Origin of the sequence: Clostridium sp. YIM B02569, from assembly GCF_022320765.1 — a bacterium.
Lineage (GTDB): Bacteria > Bacillota > Clostridia > Clostridiales > Clostridiaceae > Clostridium > Clostridium beijerinckii.
The window spans coordinates 41,394-58,840 of the sequence record NZ_JAKJJX010000002.1 but is presented as its reverse complement, the minus strand read 5'-3'; the positions used below and the strand labels follow the sequence as shown (position 1 = coordinate 58,840).

11 protein-coding genes are annotated in these 17,447 nt (G+C 31.2%); all 11 read right to left on the bottom strand.

Features of this window, described 5'->3' with window-relative positions; translation table 11 throughout:
• Positions 1-355: 355 nt before the first annotated feature.
• The 11 genes from L3B96_RS02000 to uvrA all read right to left on the bottom strand — a co-directional run bounded on the left by L3B96_RS02000 (position 356) and on the right by uvrA (position 17,435).
• Complete coding sequence (locus tag L3B96_RS02000; protein ID WP_238858661.1) at positions 356-3,931, bottom strand: DNA polymerase III subunit alpha; 3,576 nt, start codon at positions 3,929-3,931, stop codon at positions 356-358.
• A 103-nt stretch (positions 3,932-4,034) separates the two neighbouring features.
• On the bottom strand, positions 4,035-4,319 hold the full coding sequence (locus L3B96_RS01995) for a Dabb family protein (protein WP_012061005.1): 285 nt from the start codon (positions 4,317-4,319) through the stop codon (positions 4,035-4,037).
• A gap of 23 nt (positions 4,320-4,342) precedes the next feature.
• Positions 4,343-5,290 (bottom strand): DNA-binding protein WhiA, encoded by a 948-nt coding sequence (whiA, locus tag L3B96_RS01990; RefSeq protein ID WP_017212227.1) that lies wholly within the window; start codon positions 5,288-5,290, stop codon positions 4,343-4,345.
• A gap of 42 nt (positions 5,291-5,332) precedes the next feature.
• Positions 5,333-6,685, bottom strand: coding sequence for a YvcK family protein (locus tag L3B96_RS01985; protein WP_012061007.1), 1,353 nt, complete (start codon positions 6,683-6,685; stop codon positions 5,333-5,335).
• Positions 6,682-7,566: an RNase adapter RapZ gene (rapZ, locus tag L3B96_RS01980; protein ID WP_012061008.1), complete on the bottom strand. Its 885-nt coding sequence runs from the start codon at positions 7,564-7,566 to the stop codon at positions 6,682-6,684. The genes L3B96_RS01985 and rapZ overlap by 4 nt, the downstream gene beginning before the upstream one ends.
• 226 nt (positions 7,567-7,792) lie before the next feature.
• Positions 7,793-8,707, bottom strand: coding sequence for a UDP-N-acetylmuramate dehydrogenase (gene murB / locus L3B96_RS01975; RefSeq protein ID WP_012061009.1), 915 nt, complete (start codon positions 8,705-8,707; stop codon positions 7,793-7,795).
• A 237-nt stretch (positions 8,708-8,944) separates the two neighbouring features.
• Positions 8,945-10,810 (bottom strand): excinuclease ABC subunit UvrC, encoded by a 1,866-nt coding sequence (gene uvrC / locus L3B96_RS01970; RefSeq protein ID WP_017212229.1) that lies wholly within the window; start codon positions 10,808-10,810, stop codon positions 8,945-8,947.
• Between the two features lie 143 nt (positions 10,811-10,953).
• The gene (locus tag L3B96_RS01965) at positions 10,954-12,423 is read right to left on the bottom strand and encodes a penicillin-binding transpeptidase domain-containing protein (RefSeq protein WP_012061011.1); all 1,470 of its coding nucleotides are present in this window, start codon (positions 12,421-12,423) and stop codon (positions 10,954-10,956) included.
• 3 nt (positions 12,424-12,426) lie between these two features.
• Positions 12,427-13,647 carry an FtsW/RodA/SpoVE family cell cycle protein gene (locus L3B96_RS01960; RefSeq protein ID WP_012061012.1) on the bottom strand — a complete coding sequence of 407 codons (1,221 nt, stop codon included), beginning with the start codon at positions 13,645-13,647 and terminating at the stop codon, positions 12,427-12,429.
• Between the two features lie 152 nt (positions 13,648-13,799).
• Positions 13,800-14,243 (bottom strand): FHA domain-containing protein, encoded by a 444-nt coding sequence (locus L3B96_RS01955; protein ID WP_238858660.1) that lies wholly within the window; start codon positions 14,241-14,243, stop codon positions 13,800-13,802.
• Between the two features lie 366 nt (positions 14,244-14,609).
• Entirely contained in the window at positions 14,610-17,435 is a 2,826-nt protein-coding gene (uvrA, locus tag L3B96_RS01950) for an excinuclease ABC subunit UvrA (protein WP_238858659.1), read from the bottom strand.
• Between the last annotated feature and the right edge of the window lie 12 nt (positions 17,436-17,447).

The following is a 17,447-nucleotide window of genomic DNA, read 5'->3' as shown; positions in this document are numbered from 1 at the left end:
TTGAACCAATTATCAATGATATTTAACCATTTTCTGATATTATTCTAAAATAAATGTCTAAATTTTATGAAAAATTTCACAATACAAATAATTTGAAAATTATTTTACTGAATTTATGACTATACACCGCTAAATATCATATTTTTTCATATAAGCTATCTTCATTTATAACAAGGATAGTAACTGCATTTTTATAATAGTTTTAGTGTTATAAAACAATGAACGTAATTTGTCTTCTCTATTATAACCAATAATCGATAAATTTATATAAAATAATATAATTTTTGTGATATTAATTTTTGTAATATTTTTCATTTGTATATTTACTAAATTTTTAATCGCATCTCGTTTCTAATTATGAATCTAATACTTTAACATTCTCATCTCCTAAAGTTTGTCTCAATAAATTCATAACATCGCTATCTAGGGAAATCCATCTATCTCTTGGCACCCTGAACTTTTGTTTTCCTTTGCTCTCAAATATATAAATAGGCGTATCTCCAATATATTCTTTTATCAATAATTCTTTTAATTTTTTACTTAGAACAGTAGCTGCCACCTTATCATCAACTCTTAAATATACTTTTGAAGTATTGACCTTCTCTAAAGGTTCTATACTTTCACAAATAAGTTTTGGTGGTTCATCTTCTTTCAAACTTAATCTTCCTTTAACTATTACCAAACTATCTGTTACGCATAATTCTTTTACTTTCTCCAAAGTTTTAGGGAACACTATTACTTCAATCGTTCCAGTTAAGTCTTCAAGTTTTAGGAATGCCATTATAGAATTATTTCTTGTTACCTTCTGATTAACACTAGCAAGTATTCCTCCAAGGATTACTCTATCATTATCTTGTAAGGCATCCTGCCTGTTAAACATATTAATTTCACCCATATCGCTCTCTAGAGAATCATCTAAGGTTTCCTGTACTAAAAATATTTTAGAAATCTCATTTGTTGTCTGCATTTTCAGACTTTGAGCATAGTCATCTAGGGGATGCCCAGTAATATAAAGTCCCGTCATCTCCTTTTCCATAGCTAATAAATTACGCTTAGTAAATTCCTTAATATTAGGATAGTTTACTTCTGGATTCTTTAATTCTTCACTTGCAAATAAGCTTATTTGCCCATCAATATTTCTTCTCTTATCACTAGATATATTATCAATTAATTTTTCATGAACAGCTAACATCTTAGATCTGAAAACATCAAAATCATCTAGAGCCCCAGCCTTTATTAAACATTCAACTGCACGCTTATTTATTGATGATGGATCCATTTTATTTATAAAATCAACTAATGATTCAAATTTACCCTTTTCTTCTCTTGCTTTCACTATGCTTGCTACAACATTAGTTCCAACATTCTTTATAGCCGCTAATCCAAATCTAATCTTGTTCTCTTTAACAGTGAATTTTGAAAAACTTTCGTTTATATTAGGTGGTAAAACTTGTATTCCAAGTTCCTCTGCTATGCCGATATAGTATGCTACCTTTTCACTGATTCCCATGATTGAATTAAGCATTGCTGCAATCATCTCTACTGGATAGTACTTCATAAGATATGCTGTTTGATATCCAACAACTGCATATGCCGCTGCATGGGATTTATTAAATGCATACGAAGCAAAGTCCATCATAGAATCGAAAATTTTATTAGCTATTTCCTCTGAAATTCCATTTCTCACGCATCCTGGCACTATTACTTCATCATTTTCAACAATACCATGAATGAAATTTTTTCTTTCTTCCTCCATGACTTTATGTTTTTTCTTTGACATAGCTCTTCTAACCATATCACTACGTCCCATGGAGTATCCAGCTAAATCTCTAACAGCCTGCATTACTTGTTCCTGATATACTAAACATCCATACGTAACACCTAATATAGGCTCTAATTCTTTAGTTAAATACGTAACTTTTTCTGAATTTTTCTTTCCTTCTATGTATCTAGGAATTTCAGCCATAGGCCCTGGCCTATAGAGCGATATTCCCGCAATAATATCTTCCAATGAATCAGGTTTTAATTCCTTCATGAATGAAGTCATTCCTGGCGATTCAAGCTGGAACACTCCAGCAGTCTTACCTTCCCCTATCATTTTATATACTTCTTTGTCTTCAAAATCTATTTTATCTAAATCAATATCTATCCTTCTATTTTCTCTAATCATATTAATAGCATCATTCATAACCGTTAACGTTCTAAGTCCTAAGAAATCCATCTTAAGTAGCCCAAGCTCTTCTAATGTTGTCATTCCAAATTGGGTTACTATCATTTCTTCATTCTTCTGTAATGGAACATATTCAACTAATGGCTTTGATGCTATAACAACACCAGCAGCATGAGTAGAAGAATGCCTTGGAAGCCCCTCTAAATCCTTTGAAACATCTATTAACGCCTTTACTCTTTCATCTGTATCATAGGCTAATTTAAGCTCTGGATTTAAGTCTAACGCCTTCTCTATAGTTATTCCAAGCATTGTTGGTATCATCTTAGCTATTCTATCAACCTCTGCATAACTATAATTCATAGCTCTTCCAACATCTCGTATACATAGTCTAGCTGCCATTGTACCAAACGTTATTATCTGCGAAACATTACTTGCTCCGTACTTCTCAACTACATAATCAATGACTTCTTGTCTTCTTTCATAACAAAAATCACTATCTATATCAGGCATGGATACTCTCTCTGGATTTAAGAAACGTTCAAAGATTAAACTATACTTAATCGGATCTATTTTGGTAATTCCTAACGTATATGCAACTATTGAGCCTGCTGCTGATCCTCTACCTGGCCCTGTAGGTATTCCACTTTCATAGGAAAATCTAACAAAATCCCATACAATTAAAAAGTAGTCAATATATCCCATTTGCTTTATTACTTGAAGCTCATATTCTAGTCTATCAACATATTGTTTAGCTTCTTCATAATTTGCTACTACTTCTTCAATTTTACTATAATCCAAATTCTGATCTCTAAGATTTTCAAATACACTATATCTATCTATCAGACCTTTATAGCAAGTATCTCTAAGATAGTCATAAGGATCTTGACCTTCTTCTAGCGGAAATTTTGGAAGCTTAGATTCGTGAAACTTATATTCATAGCTACACTCATTAGCTATCTTAATGGTATTCTCCAAAGCCTCAGGAACATAGGAAAACATATCCCACATTTCATCTGCTGATTTTAAATAAAACTGATCTGAAGGATATCTTCTTCTATGAGGATCATCAATGGTTTTAGCTGTTTGTATACACATTAGTACGTCATGTGATCTAGAATCTTCCTTGCTTATGTAGTGAACATCATTAGTAGCAACTAGTGGTATACCAGTTTCATTAGATAACTTTATATTTTCTTCATTTACTCTCTTTTGTTCTTCCATTCCATGATTTTGTAACTCAATATAAAAGTCACCGTTAAAAATTTCTTTGTATGTTAAGGCTGTCTCTTTTGCTTTTTCATAATTACCTTTAAGATGGTAAGATTGTACTTCACCACCTAAACATGCACTCAAAGCAATTAATCCTTCACTATGTTTTCTTAAATATTCATAATCTATTCTGGGCTTATAATAAAATCCTTCAATAGATGCAACTGATACTATTTTCATTAGATTTTCATATCCAATTTGATTCTTTACTAATAAAACCAAATGATAAGTTGAATTCTCTTTGTCTGGCTGCTTTATATGTCTAGACTTTGGTACGACATAAACTTCACATCCTAAAATAGGTTTTATATCATTTTCTTTTGCTGCCTTATAGAAATCTACAAGCCCATATAAAACTCCATGATCAGTAATAGCAATACTCTTCATGCCTAATTCTTTTGCCTTCTTCATGAGCTTTCCTATTTTTCCTGATCCATCAAGTAAACTATATTCTGTATGCAAATGTAAATGACAAAATTGTTTTTCTTCCATTATCCTCACCTCCTCTTTAAATTAACAGTTAATTTATAGTTTAAAATTTACAGTTTCTTTAGAATTTTTCTAACTAAACTATAAATCTTAAACCATATGTTATTTAGAAATCTAAAGTTTTACTGCCTTCCATATATGGCCCTATAACCTTTTTAACTTTTTCAACATGAAATTCGTTCACGTCATAAGATAAATAATCTTCCTTGTTATCAAATCTTGTTATAATTCCAACATCATAACTTCTATCACTTTTTATTACATCTACCCCTACTTCTAGCTGCTTTAATTCCTTGATCATTCCATTCATAGATAATAAAGTCTTTTCTACAAATTTCAAATTTTCTGTTGTTGGCTCTTTCAATTTAAATAATACAATGTGTGTAAACATAATATCCTCTCCCTTTAATTTTATTATTTGCTTGTTCGTAATTCCTCTGCTATCTTTTCTATCTTTCTTAATCTATGATTTATTCCCGATTTTCCTACTGGAGGATCTAGCATTTCTCCTAATTCCTTCAGAGATTCATCTGGATAATTCAATCTAAGCTCTGCAATTTCTCTTAAATTATCTGGCAATCTTTGCAGCCCAATCTGTGATTGGATAAGTTTTATGCTTTCAACCTGCCTTACAGCTGCATTTACAGTTTTAGAAAGATTCGCTGTCTCACAATTCACAAGTCTATTTACATTATTTCTCATTTCCTTCATTATTCTTATATTTTCAATCTCTAAAAGCGATGAATGAGCTCCTATTACATTAAGCAAATCTACTATTTGTTCTCCTTCTTTGATATATACTATGAAACTATTTTTTCTCTGTATAACCTTGGAATTTAAACTGAAAGTATTGATTAAATTCGATAAATCTTTTGCATATTCTTCACTATGAGTTACAAATTCTAGATGATAAGTTTTTTCTGGATTACTTATGCTTCCTCCGCCGATAAATGCGCCTCTTATATATGCTCTTTTTATATCTTCATCTTTAAAAATATACTCCTCTATTCTATAATCTAAGCTCATTATTCCATCAATTTCTTTGAGTATTCCTGTATCGCTTAATAGTCCCCTAACACCCATTTCTTCAGAAATTACTACCATATAGATATTATTCTTCTTTAAGGAGTTACTCTTTTTCACCATTAACTTTGAATGTATATTAAAGTGATCCTTTAAAAGTGTAAAAATCAATCTAGCACTAGCTGGGTTTTCTGTGGTCATTTTAAAACTAAGTCCACTTCCACTAAAAGCTAATGTACCACTAACCTTCATAATAGCCGATATTTCTGCTAACGCCTCTTCTTTCGAAATATCTATATATCTGCATATCTCTCCTTTAACTTTAGATGAAAATGACATTCTGTTTCCTTCCTTATCTATAAATTTTCTTATAGTTTATAATTAATCAATTACTTTTCCTTTTTCTTCTCTGACTCTTTCCTTAATACGTTGCGATAAATACATATATTCAATTATCTTTTTCTTATCATATAAAAGTTTCTTTTCCATTATTGTATCTACTAATATTTCTGCCAACTTATCTGAATCGTGCTTTATCAATCCATTTTTAACTTTTACTAAATCGTCCCCAACTATTTTTACGCCTAGACTATTAATGTCTTCTCTATCTAATTTAACAAGCTCCGCATCATCTTTTTGATATTTTTCTTTTAATTCCTCTGTTATTTCTCCTGTATTAGCAATTACATAATCAACAATATCTTTCCCACCATATTTGAATAAAACCTTTAAATGGTCTGACACTTTAAAACCCGTAGTCTCTCCAGGTTGAGTCATTATATTTGAAATGTATATTTTGATAGCACTACTCTTCCTAACTTCTTTTGCAATATCTTTAACAAGCAAATTAGAAGTTATACTTGTATATAAGCTACCTGGTCCCATTACTATAGCATCTGCTTCCTTTATAGCCTCTAATGCCTCTGGAAGAGCTTTTGCATTCTCAGGAACTATTTTTAGTTCTTCTATTCTAGATTTTTGTTCAATAGCTTCTTCTGGAATTTGCGATTCACCTTTTACTATATTACCATTTTGTAGTTTTGCAACTAATTGCATATTATCCAAAGTAACAGGTATAACTTTACCTGTTACAGCTAATACAGAACTCATTTTCTGAACTGCTTCCTCAAAATTGTCAGATATTCCAGCCATAGCTGCCAAGAATAAATTTCCAAAGCTTTGATTCTTTAACCTTCCATCAGCAAATCTATACTGAAGTAAATCCTCCATTATTGGCTCCGTATCAGCTAATGCCAAAATACAGTTTCTTATGTCTCCAGGAGGCAACATTCCTAAATCTTCTCTTAGATCTCCAGATCCGCCCCCATCATCTCCAACCGTAACTATTGCAGTTATATTTGATGTATAGTACTTCAACCCTCGAAGCATTGTAGATAAACCAGTTCCTCCACCAATTACAACTATCTTAGGACCCTTTACTAATAATCTTTTTTCATATATTAGACTTTCAATTTTTCTGCTATCTAGAGAAACTTTGATATAGCCTCTATTTACTAAAGCAATTATTGATTTCATCGTTTCAGTAATTGATATATATAAAACAAATATTCCTGTAATATTTAAAAACACATAAAAAACCTGGTAATATAAATTGTAAACCCTATGGTTAACTAGTTCTGTAAATCCAAATGATATTAATAATATTCCGAAAATACCAAACGCTAGCCATCGTTTCACTTTAATTCCAGCCTTAAGCCAATCTTTTATCCTCATAGCTTCTTTTCTCCTTTATGAAGATCTTCAGCTACATCTCTATGCTCTATTTTAGAATTATAGTTTTCTTTATTTAATCTTTCATAAACTTCATTTGCTATTGCAACTGAGCGATGTCTTCCACCTGTACATCCTATAGATATAATTAATTGACTCTTTCCTTCTTTTATATAATTAGGTATTAAATATCTTAACATATCTACTAACTTTTCTATAAAATTCACAGTCTCCTCTTGTTTTAAGACATAATCTTTAACTGGTTCATCATTACCAGAATACTGCTTTAATTCAGGTATATAAAATGGATTTGGTATAAATCTAACATCAAAAACCAAATCTGAATCCACTGGTATTCCATATTTAAACCCAAAGCTTAATACAGTAATTGATAATTGCTTTTCAGGATAAGTATGATCTCCATAATTCTTGTTTATTTTTTCTCTTAAATGCCTTATTTCGTATTTAGATGTATCAATGATAATATCAGCTATATTTTTAACTTCTCTTAATTTCTCTCTCTCCTGAGTAATCCCAGTCAAAACTCTTCCATCTGGAGATAATGGATGGCTTCTCCTTGTCTCCTTAAATCTCTTAATAAGCACTTCATCAGTTGCTTCTAGAAATAATATTTCGTATTTAAATTCATTTTTCTTTAAGTAATTTAGGGCTTCAAAAAAATCATCAAAGAAAATTCCGCCTCTAATATCTATAACTAATGCTACTTTTTCAATATTTCCGCCACTTTGCGTGCATACTTCTGCAAACTTAGAGATTAACTTTGGTGGAAGGTTATCAACACAAAAATATCCTAAATCCTCCAATGTTCTTGTTGCTTGTGTCTTTCCTGCTCCTGATAATCCTGTAACAATAACAAATCTCATACTACACACTCCCTTTTGCCAAAGACGTCTTCTAGGCACAACTATTACTTCTAATTTACCTTAACATCAAAATTATATCACACTATTATAATTAAATCATAAAAAACCCAAAAGTCTCTAAACTCTTGAGTTTTATATAATTTAGTGTTTATTTTACAGATATATTTAACATCTTCAACTTCTATTTTTATTTATATTTTCAAAACTAATATAATCACTAAAATGCTTAATCTTCACCCCAAATTCTAACTTCAGGATATAAATCTACTCCAAATTGTTTTTTCACTTCATCCCTAACATGATATATTACATCTAATACATCCTTAGCTGTTCCGTTCTTACAATTAATAACAAATCCAGCATGCTTCTCCGAAACACACGCTCCGCCGATAGCAAATCCCTTTAATCCTGCATCCTCAATTAATTTTCCTGCGAAATAGCCTTCTGGTCTTTTAAATGTACTACCTGCTGAAGGATACTCTAACGGCTGTCTTTCTTCTCTTCTTTTAGTTAATTCATCAACTCTAGCTTGAATCTTTTCTTTATCGCCATTAACTAAATTAAAAGTTGCGCGTAATACTATATATCCCTTTTGCATAACTACAGACTGCCTATATCCTAAATTCAACTCTGATTTAGGAATTATTCTAATTTCTTGATTGTCATCAAGTACTTCTGCACTTTCAATAACAAATGAAATTTCTCCGTCATAAGCTCCTGCATTCATGAATACAGCTCCACCTACGCTACCCGGAATACCACAAGCAAATTGAAATCCTGCTAGTGATCCTTCTGTAGCTGCCTTCGAAACGTCTTTAAGTAATGCTCCACATTCTGCAATAATCTTGTTACCTATACATTCTATTTTATTGAGCTCGCATAACTTTATAACAACACCTCTAATACCACCATCTTTAACTAAGATATTAGACCCATTTCCTATTACATAAAATGGTATATTATTTTCTTTACAAATAGTAATAGTTTCTTTTACCTGTTGTATACTGTTTGGAGTTAAAAGTATGTCTACTGGTCCTCCAACTTTAAAGTATATATGTTCACTCATTTTCGCATCTAATTGAATTTGTGACTCTTCGTATAATTTGCTGAACAAATTCTTATATTCTCCATAGTGCTTCATGCCAAAACTCCTCAAACATTTATATTAATCTGCTTTTTGTTTACATGATATAGAATAATTTAAATATTAATCTAAGACAAGTAAATTTTTATTCCGTACTATTATAGCATAATTTATTTATTTTGTTCATGTTTTTAATATATATTCAAAAAATAACATAATGTATTTTAATTATACATCATTGGTACAATAATCTAAGGCTAAAAATTAGGTTGAGATACCCCAACCTGATTTCTTTTATTTTGTATTTCTAAAATACTCTAATACACTATTAGCTGCTTTCGTATCAATTGATTCTGTCTCAAGAAGTTCGTCTAATGTAGCTTTTTTAATATTATCGATACTTCCAAATTTCATTAAAAGAGACATTCTTCTCTTCTGCCCAATATTAGGTATATCATCTAATATTGAATGAAGCGTTCTCTTATCTCTTAAACTTCTGTGGTAAGTTATTGCGAATCTATGAACTTCATCCTGAATTCTTCTTATCATTTGCATCAAATTAGAATTTCTATTTATTATTAATTCATTATTATTATAAATAATCCCTCTAGTTGCATGATAATCATCTTTAACCAATCCACATACAGGTATATCTATTCCTAATTTCTCTAATACTTCAAGAGCTATATTAACCTGACCTTTTCCACCATCCATCATAATTAAATCTGGAAAATTCGAAAACTTTCCACTAGAAAATTTAATTTCTTTATTTTGAATCTCTTCGATCTCTTTTAATCCATGAGTGAATCTTCGGTCTAAAATTTCTCTCATACTATCATAATCATTAGCACTTTTTACAGTTTTTATACGAAATCTTCTATAATCGCTATTCTTAGCTTTACCATTCTCAAATACAATCATTGACCCAACGGAATCTACCCCTTGTATGTTGGATATATCGTAAGCTTCAATTCTAAGTGGTATACTATCAAGTTCTAATAATTCTTGAATTTCCTTTAGCGAAATCATATTAATCTCTTTATCTCTCAAAATCTTATCCTTAAATTGATCTAAAGTGACTTTCGCATTATTTTTAACTAGCTCCAACATTTCTTTTTTCTCGCCTTTTATTGGCACCTTAACGAAGACCCTTGAGCCACGCTTTATACTTAAAAATTCTTCCAAAGCTTCAATTTCATCACTTTCCGGAATGTATATATTCTTTGGAACTTTTGGTGTTCCTCCATAAAATGAAATTATAAATTGTGAAATTATTGTTGTATCTTCCTCATGGGAACTATTTTCAATCATAAAATGTTCTCTTCCAGTTATTTTTCCATCCCTTAAAAAGAATACTTGAATACAGCAATCTTTCTCATCTTTATAGATATTAATAAAATCTTCATCATTCTCTTGAGATTTAAACACCTTTTGTTTTTCTGCTATATTTTCTATAGCAATCATTTTATCTCTTAATGATGCAGCTTTCTCAAATTCTAAATTTCCTGATGCACTTTGCATTTCTTCTTTTAACTTATTTAGAAGGCTCCTATCCTTCCCACTTAAAACTTCCATTATTTCATCTATCATTTTTTTGTATTCAGTTTTAGAAATACGCCCTTCACAGGGTGCATTACATTTTTTTATATGATAATTCAAACATGCTCTTGTCGGCTTTTCGCCTTCTATAATAGATTTTTTACAAGTTCTTAATGGAAAAATTTTTCTAATCAAATTTATTGTTTCATGTACATCTCCTGCATTTGGATAAGGCCCAAAATACTTATTTCCATCCTTGGCATAATTTCTTGTTATAAAAACTCTAGGAAAATCCTCATTAGTAGTCACTTTTATGAATGGATAAAATTTATCATCCTTTAGTGAAATATTATATTTAGGGCTATACTTTTTTATTAGATTGCATTCTAATATTAGAGCCTCCATTTCAGAATCTGTCACTATGTATTCAAACTCAGCAATATTTTTAACCATTGCCTTTACTTTTTCCGAATGATTTTTAGAATTTTGAAAGTATTGGCGCACTCTATTTTTCAATATTTTTGCTTTTCCCACATAGATAATCTCTCCAAGTGAGTTTTTCATTAAATAAACCCCTGGTTCATTTGGTAGAATTTTTAATTGGGCTTTAAAATCAAACATTCCAACACTCCTTCCTTTAAATTCAAATATAAAAAAGTGAAGAGTTTATAAGGAAAATCCTTTTATTATTTCCAATTCAGTACTTTTAAGAAATTTCAACGGTTCTCCAATAACTATTCACTTTTTATCTACCATATTTAATTTTAATTTCCAATAACCGCTTGCCTAATTAATTTTCCTGCTATCGGTGCTGCCGCACTCGCTCCGTATCCTCCATTTTCAACTATTACAGCAACTGCAATCTTAGGATTGCTCGCTGGTGCAAGCCCAATAAACCATGAATGCGGTTTAGCGCTCTCTCCATTAGCAAGATTATAATCAGCTGTACCAGTCTTACCTGCTGCATCAGTTCCTTGGAAATAACTCCAAGTAGAGTCGATTCTTGAATCAACTAAATTCTTCATATAGTCTTTTATAATTGCAGCATTAGCTGAACTTATAACTTGTTTATTCACCTTTGGCTCCACTGTCTTAACTACATTACCGTCCTTATCCACCACTTGGCTAACGAGTCTTGGCTCCATCATCTTGCCATCATCAGCCACTGTACTTGCAACCAAAGCCATCTCCATAGGCGTAGCTAAAATACTACTTTGGCCAATTCCAGATTGAGCTATGCTACCAATTTCCGCTTTAGATAACTTTGGAAATTGACTCTGATCTATTTTAAATCCATCAGATTCTACTGTATTATTAAAACCAAACTTCTCCGCAGTAGCTTTTAACTTATCATTTCCTAGCTCCATTGCCAATGTACCAAATACAAAATTACTTGATAATCTATAAGCATCCTTTAAATCTATTTCACCATTAACTTCTCCATTATCATTGCTCAATGACTGTTTATCGTTAAATACTATTTTACCTGTATCATTAAAAGTTCTATTTGTAACCCCAGGCATATTTTCTAATGCGCTGCTAAGAGTTACTGTTTTAAATGTTGATCCTGGCGGGTATTTTCCTGATACTGCTCTATTTATAAACGGACTATCTTCATTAGAAGCTTTCATTGAGCCTTCCAAATCATTTGGATTGTACGTTGGCTTAGAAACCATAGCTAATACTTCTCCTGTTTTTGGATTTAAGGCTACCACTGCACCCTTATTACTTCCAAGTGCATCATATGCTATTTTTTGAAGTGTTGGGTCTAATGTAGTTATAACACCATTCCCAACTTTAACCTCATCTTCTTTTCTATTCTTAAACATTGATTTTAACTTATCTATGCTAAAATCTTTAGTTAGATTTAAAATATTGTTAGTAAGCTTGTTGTATGTGGTTAACTCACTATCATAATTTGCCTCTAATCCTGTCAATCCATATCTTGGATCTACATATCCTAGTGCGTGAACATATAAATCTCCGTTAACATAAGTTCTTTTTTGTGTTAGCGCATCTACCCTTGCACTTGTTGTAAGCGGATTTTTATTTCTATCATATATGGTTCCCCTCAAAACTTCATTTCTTCTTGCCCAAAGCCTTTGATTACCTTCACTTTCAGCTATAGTAGGCGCCGAAAAAACTTGAAAATATGCAATATACGAGATAAGAGCTACAAAGCAAAATAAAAAAACTACCATTACCTGTTTTATACTATTAGAAACATTTTTCAATTTTTAGCCCTCCTCCGATATCTTTTGAAGTATTGCTAGTGCAAAAAACATAGTTATTATTGAGGAACCTCCAGCACTAATAAGAGGCAATGTAATCCCTGTCAAAGGTATTACTGCGAACACTCCTCCTATTATAACTAGAACCTGACATGCTATCATAGCACTGAGGCCTATGGCATTAAGTTGTGAAAATCTATCTTTGATTCTAAATGAAGCCCTCATTCCTCTATAGAAAAACAAGAAATATATTATCATAATTCCAAGTCCAAATACCATTCCCAATTCCTCACAAATTACTGCAAAGATTAAGTCTGATGTATTTACTGGCATAAATCCTGGGTATCCTTGACCAAGTCCACTTCCAAACATTCCACCAGAAGAAATCGAATATAATCCTTGAACTATCTGATATCCCGTAGTATCTTTATACTTCCACGGATCCCTCCATATTAATACTCTTTGCTGTACGTGCGGAAACAGTTTATATGCAAAAATAGATCCCAACACAAATAATATAAATGTTATTACCACATACTTTTTCTTTCCAGTTGCAACATACAACATTGTTAATGAAATACCAAAAAATATTAACGCAGATCCTAAATCCTTTTGCCCAACTAAACATCCTAATGAGTATACAACAACCAGTGCAGGTTGCCAAAGTTGTTTGAAATCTTCTATTATATTATTTTTGTCTTCATAATCATGTAAAGCTGCCGCTAAGTATATGGCAAATGTTATCTTACCAAATTCCGATGGTTGAATACTAAATCCACCAATTCTAATCCAGTTAGTTGCACCATAAACTTCTTGATGCGCGAACAATGCTAGAGGCATTATAAGCAGAGTTGCTATCAGATATACCTTCTTGTACTTAACAAAATCTCTTATATCTGGAATTATCACTACTAGAGCAATAAATACAACTATTCCAGCTGCAAAATACATTAACTGTTTAATAGCAATATCAGTATCCAATCTATATAGTACAGCTATACCTATTACTGACAATATACATGCAAATGTAATCAAAAATTTATCCCCATGGGGATAAAACTTCCGTATTAATATTTGGGTAGCAGTTATTAAGCCACATACTATCAACCCCATGTATATAGCGCCTTTATCCATGTCATCTTTCAATATTGCTAAATTTGTAAAAAGCGCTATACATAACAAATAAGTTAACAGTAATAGCTTTATTTCATCTCTTTTTATCTTCAATCCATATCACCCCACCGTGCTATTCCTTTGATATTTAGATTTCTAAAATACTTTTGTAAAGCCCAGCGGAAAATATAGCTTTACAATACTTCCCCGCTGAGCCTAATTTTTTCAATAAAAAATTCTTTTAATATTCTCTTTATTCGAATATTCTAAATTAAAATCTTAAAAATTGCCGTACCAATTCTTACCTCATCCTTATTAGACAGTTTTGCTTTGCCACTTATCTTATTCTTGTTTAAGTAGGTACCATTTGTGCTATTTAAATCTTCTATAAATAAGCTACTATTCCTTATGATAATTCTCGCATGACTTCCAGAAACATGTTGATCACATAATACAATAGAATTATCATCTTTTCTTCCTATTGTCAAATCCGATCTGATAGGAATAATAGATCCATCTTTTAAATCTTTGCTACTTCCAGAATCTATAATTTCTAAGCCATAACTTCCTTTTGCTGAAGTAGGCCTTCTTTTCTTCCCTCCGTTTTTAACATCCCTATACATTATCTTTAGCGCATAGTATATTATTACATACAGTATAATAATAAAAACAATTCCAAAAAAACCAGCAATTATTCTCGAAAAACTCATATTTTCACCTCAATATTCATTCCTGTATCCATTATATATGTAAAATAACTTTCAGAAATTTATAAGTTATAACTTACATTTACCTCATTAATGATTATACAATAAAAAAGTAAGTATGGCATGCAAAAGTGCCACTTAATTAATATATATTATTATATCATCTATATTATTTTAATATCTACTTATCATATTCTGTCCTATAATGCCCCAATTGTCAATTTTCAATATAATTTCTTCATAAAAACTTTATTATTTTTAATTTTATATTATATATATATTGCCAATTGAGCATTATAACTACCAATTATAGGTTTTAATATTATATAGTTCTAAATATGAGTACCTATTCATTAATATTCATAAGTTTTATTTAAGCACATCTTTCAAATATTTGCCTGTATAAGATTCTTGAACCTTACATAATTCTTCTGGCGTTCCACATTTTATGATGGTTCCACCCTTATCTCCGCCCTCTGGACCTAAATCAATCAAATAATCTGCACATTTTATCATATCTAAATTATGCTCAATTACTACTACAGTATTTCCTGTTTCAACTAAACTTTGAAGTATTTCTATTAATCTACTAACATCATCTACGTGTAATCCTGTTGTTGGCTCATCCAATATATATAGAGTTTTTCCTGTGCTTCTCTTTGATAATTCATATGCTAACTTAATTCTTTGAGCTTCTCCACCTGATAATTGAGTTGAAGGCTGACCTAATCTAATATATCCAAGTCCTACATCATTTAATGTCCTCAACTTATTCTCAATTCTAGGTATATTTTCAAAGAACTTCAATGCTTCTTCAACTGTCATTTTTAATACATCATCTATATTCTTCCCTTTATACTTTACTTCTAAAGTTTCTCTATTATACCTCTTTCCTTTACACACTTCACATGGAACATAAACATCCGATAGAAATTGCATTTCTATTTTTATTATTCCATCTCCAGAACAAGCTTCACATCTTCCACCTTTAACATTAAAACTAAATCTGCCTTGCTTATACCCCCTCATTTTAGCTTCCGTAGTTTGTGAAAATAACTCTCTAATTATATCAAATGTGCCTGTATAAGTTGCTGGATTAGAACGAGGTGTTCTCCCAATCGGACTTTGATTTATATCTATTATTTTATCAATATTCTCATAACCAACTATTTCTTTATGGTTTCCTACTGGATTTTTGCTCTTATTTACTAATCTATTTAACCCTTTATAAAGTATTTCATTTACTAGAGTACTTTTTCCGGACCCAGAAACTCCTGTGACCATAGTTAAAGTACCAAGAGGAATTGAAACATTTATATTTTTTAAATTATTTTCCTTAGCGCCTACAATTTTTATTTTTTGTCCATTACCTTTGCTTCTCGCTGCCGGAATTTGAATTGATTTTCTTCCAGTTAAATATTGACCTGTTATTGATTTTTCACATGCCTTAACTTCATCAAGTGTTCCAGCAACAACTACTTCTCCTCCATGCTCTCCTGCACCCGGTCCAATATCAACAATGTAATCTGCTTCCTTCATAGTATCTTCATCGTGTTCTACAACTACTACTGTATTTCCAACATCTCTTAGATTTTTTAAAGTATGTATTAGCCTATCATTATCCCTTTGATGCAATCCAATACTTGGTTCATCTAATATATATAGAACTCCCATAAGTGCTGAACCAATTTGTGTTGCAAGCCTTATTCTTTGTGATTCCCCACCTGATAAGGTTCCAGAATTTCTTGATAAACTTAAGTAATCTAAACCAACATCTAGCAAAAACTGCAATCTATTTTTAATCTCTTTTATAATCTGCTTACTTATAAGTTTATTTTTTTCTGAAAATTCTACTCCATTTATAAACTCTAATTCTTCTTTTATTGACATACTTGTAAATTCATATATATTTTTTCCACCAACAGTAACTGCTAGCACTTCTTTTTTTAATCTAGCGCCTTTACATTTTGGGCATGAATCATTGCTCATGTATTGCTCTATTTCGCCCTTTATAATATCTGAATTACTCTCTCTATACCTTCTGCTTAATGCATTAATTTCCCCTTCGAATGCATAACTATAAATAGCTTTAACTCCATCTTTCACATATTCAATTTTAAGTTTTTTTCCACCTGTTCCATACAACAATAAATCAACATGTTCTTTATCCAAATCTTTTATAGGCTTGCTTAAATCTAATCCATACTCTTTAGTTAGAGCCTGAAGTATTGCATATGTCCAAGAATCTTCTTTTAGTCTTCCACTTCCCCAGCTTGCTATAGCGCCTTCCATAACACTCAACTCTCTATTAGGTATAACAAGCTTTTCGTCTATCTCCATAAGACTTCCAAGCCCATCACAATGATCGCACTTTCCATATGGAGCATTAAATGAAAATAATCTAGGCGATAGCTCATCAATACTTATTCCGCAATCTGGACAAGCAAAATTTTCGCTAAATAAAGTTTCTTCTCCTCCAATAACGCTAATTATAACTAATCCTTCGCCCATCTTTAAAGACGCTTCTACAGATTCCGTAAGTCTACCTTCAATCCCTTCCTTTATAACAATTCTATCAATAACAGCTTCAATATTATGCTTTTTATTTTTATCTAACTTTACTTCCTCTTCAGTTAAGTCATAAATTTCCCCATCAATCCTTGCTCTAACAAAGCCGCTCTTCTTTATATGTTCTAATATCTTTTCATGAGTTCCTTTTCTCCCTTTAACTACAGGTGATAATACTTGAAGTTTAGATTTATCTCCATAACCCATAATTTTATCAACAATCTGATCAACAGATTGTTTAGTAATTTCTTTACCGCACTTTGGACAGTGAGGAATTCCTACTCTTGCATATAATAATCTCAAATAATCATATATTTCAGTTATTGTTCCAACTGTTGATCTCGGATTTTTACTTGTAGTCTTTTGATCTATTGATATTGCCGGTGATAATCCTTCTATATATTCTACATTCGGTTTATCCATTTGTCCTAAAAATTGCCGTGCATAAGAAGATAAAGATTCCACATATCTTCTTTGCCCTTCAGCATATAATGTATCAAAGGCCAAAGATGACTTACCTGAGCCTGATAATCCTGTAAGTACAACTAATTTATCTCTCGGTATTTCTAAACTTACATTCTTTAAATTATTAACTTTCGCGCCTTTTATTACTATCTTATCGTTCATTAAACTAACCTC

Bases quoted from the DNA above. Each gene is read 5' to 3' on its own strand.
- L3B96_RS01985 (WP_012061007.1), bottom strand. From the start codon at position 6,685: ATGAGGATAAAAGATTGGCTTAAGGCTGGAATTAAAGTGAAACGATGG.
- L3B96_RS01995 (WP_012061005.1), bottom strand. From the start codon at position 4,319: ATGTTTACACACATTGTATTATTTAAATTGAAAGAGCCAACAACAGAA.
- uvrA (WP_238858659.1), bottom strand. From the start codon at position 17,435: ATGAACGATAAGATAGTAATAAAAGGCGCGAAAGTTAATAATTTAAAG.
- murB (WP_012061009.1), bottom strand. From the start codon at position 8,707: ATGAAGCACTATGGAGAATATAAGAATTTGTTCAGCAAATTATACGAA.
- uvrC (WP_017212229.1), bottom strand. From the start codon at position 10,810: ATGTTTGATTTTAAAGCCCAATTAAAAATTCTACCAAATGAACCAGGG.
- whiA (WP_017212227.1), bottom strand. From the start codon at position 5,290: ATGTCATTTTCATCTAAAGTTAAAGGAGAGATATGCAGATATATAGAT.
- L3B96_RS01955 (WP_238858660.1), bottom strand. From the start codon at position 14,243: ATGAGTTTTTCGAGAATAATTGCTGGTTTTTTTGGAATTGTTTTTATT.
- L3B96_RS02000 (WP_238858661.1), bottom strand. From the start codon at position 3,931: ATGGAAGAAAAACAATTTTGTCATTTACATTTGCATACAGAATATAGT.
- rapZ (WP_012061008.1), bottom strand. From the start codon at position 7,566: ATGAGATTTGTTATTGTTACAGGATTATCAGGAGCAGGAAAGACACAA.